The sequence below is a fragment of the Streptomyces sp. HSW2009 genome (assembly GCF_040240285.1).
In the GTDB taxonomy this organism is placed as follows: domain Bacteria; phylum Actinomycetota; class Actinomycetes; order Streptomycetales; family Streptomycetaceae; genus Streptomyces.
In genome coordinates, this window is sequence record NZ_JBEHZD010000943.1 from 1 (window position 1) to 1666 (window position 1666).

1 protein-coding gene and 1 pseudogene are annotated in these 1666 nt (G+C 78.3%); both read right to left on the reverse strand.

Annotated features, from left to right (window positions below; genetic code table 11):
- Nucleotides 1-305: 305 nt before the first annotated feature.
- Nucleotides 306-866: a bacterial proteasome activator family protein gene (locus AAHZ94_RS33710; RefSeq protein WP_349997501.1), complete on the reverse strand. Its 561-nt coding sequence runs from the start codon at nt 864-866 to the stop codon at nt 306-308.
- 404 nt (nt 867-1270) lie between these two features.
- A pseudogene (locus AAHZ94_RS33715) lies at nt 1271-1666 on the reverse strand (hypothetical protein); the annotation flags it as partial.

Sequence of the window (1666 nt, forward strand, 5' to 3'; positions counted from 1 at the left end):
CCCCCCCCCCCCCCCCCCCGGGCGGCGGGGGGGGGGGCGGGGGGGGGGGGCCCGGCGGCCGGCGGTGGTGGCGCGCGCCGGCGGGTGGTGGCCGGTGGCACGCGCCGGCCGGTGGTACGTGCCGGCGGGCGGTTGCCGCGGTGGTGCGGGCGGCGGGCAGCGGGCGGCGCGAGCCGCGTACGGGCCCGTCCTCCGTGCCGCCGCACGGGCCGTCTCACGGTCCTGGGCAGGCGGGCCGGGGCGCGCGGGCCGCGCGGGGCGGGAGCCGTCCGGGGAACGGGGGCCGTCGGGGAAGCGGGCCGGGGTCAGAGGTAGGGGCCGGAGCGGGCGCCGCCGGGGGGCTGCTGGCCGTCCTCCTCGTCGCCGCCGAGACCGGGCGGCAGCGCCCTGCGCATCTGCTCCAACTGTGCACGGGCCGCCATCTGCTGGGCGAACAGCGCGGTCTGGATGCCGTGGAAGAGACCCTCCAGCCAGCCCACCAACTGCGCCTGGGCGATGCGCAGTTCGGCCTCGGTCGGCACGGTCTCGTCGGTGAAGGGCAGTGAGAGCCGCTCCAGTTCCTCGATCAGCTCCGGTGCGAGACCGTCTTCGAGTTCCTTCACGGAGCTGGAGTGGATCTCCTTGAGCCTGACCCGGCTCGCCTCGTCCAGGGGAGCGGCCCTGACCTCTTCGAGCAACTGCTTGATCATGCTGCCGATGCGCATGACCTTCGCGGGCTGCTCCACCATGTCCGTCACGGGGGTCTCCCGCGACGCGTCGTCGCCGCCGCCCTCGCCGGAGCTGGCGCTGCCGAGCGCCATCCCGTCCGGGCCGACGACCAAGACGTGCGGGCTCTCCTGCGACCGTTCGTTCATCGGCTGGTTCATGTCACCCATTGTTCCGTACGTCACTCCGACCGGCCGGTGCGGGGGCGACGTCCAGCCACCCGGCACCCACCGGGGAGCGGGTGGGCGCTGCGCCGGGGCTCACGCGGCTGGGGCCCGGTCCCGGTGGGTGGGGCGGATGCGCTGGGGAGTGGGTTGCGCGGGTGGGGGCGTACGCGGCTTGCGCGGGGAGCGGCTGGGGCGGGGAGCGGCTGGGGCGGGGAGCGGCCTGCGCACGTCGGGCCGTACGCGGCTGGGGACCGGCCCGCCGCGGTGGGTGGCGCCTCGGGGGTGTGCTCTGGGGTGTGGCCCGGTGGGCGTACGGGTCGGCGTGGCCCGGTGGGGGTGGTGTGGCGGATGGATGGGGTGTGGCAGGGGTGGAAGGGGGCGCAGGGGTGGGTGAGTGGTTAGTACGGGTGGCGGCCGTGGCGGCGGAGGCGGAGGCCGAAGTAGGCGAGGCCGAGGCCGGTGAGGGCCATGCCGGTACCGAGCGGCAGCACCCGCATCGCCGTGCCCTGCGAGCCACTGGCCGCCGTCCCGCCCACCCCGTCGACGACCGGCCCGGTCCCGGGCTGCGCCGCGGACCAACCCACGTCGTCCGCGGCGTCCGTACCGACCGGCGGCACCAGCGGCACCGGCGGGCGCCCCGTCGGCGGCCACTGCGGCAGCGGTCCGAGCGGCCGGCCGGCCACCTGGTCGCCCCGCCGGTCGCCGGAGGGCCGCCCGTACCCCGGGCCCGGCCCCACGCCGGCGGCCGTGGCGTCGGCGGCGCCGGGTGGCGCGGTGCACGGCGGGGCGGCGTG

Bases quoted from the DNA above. Each gene is read 5' to 3' on its own strand.
- AAHZ94_RS33710 (WP_349997501.1), bottom strand. From the start codon at position 866: ATGAACCAGCCGATGAACGAACGGTCGCAGGAGAGCCCGCACGTCTTG.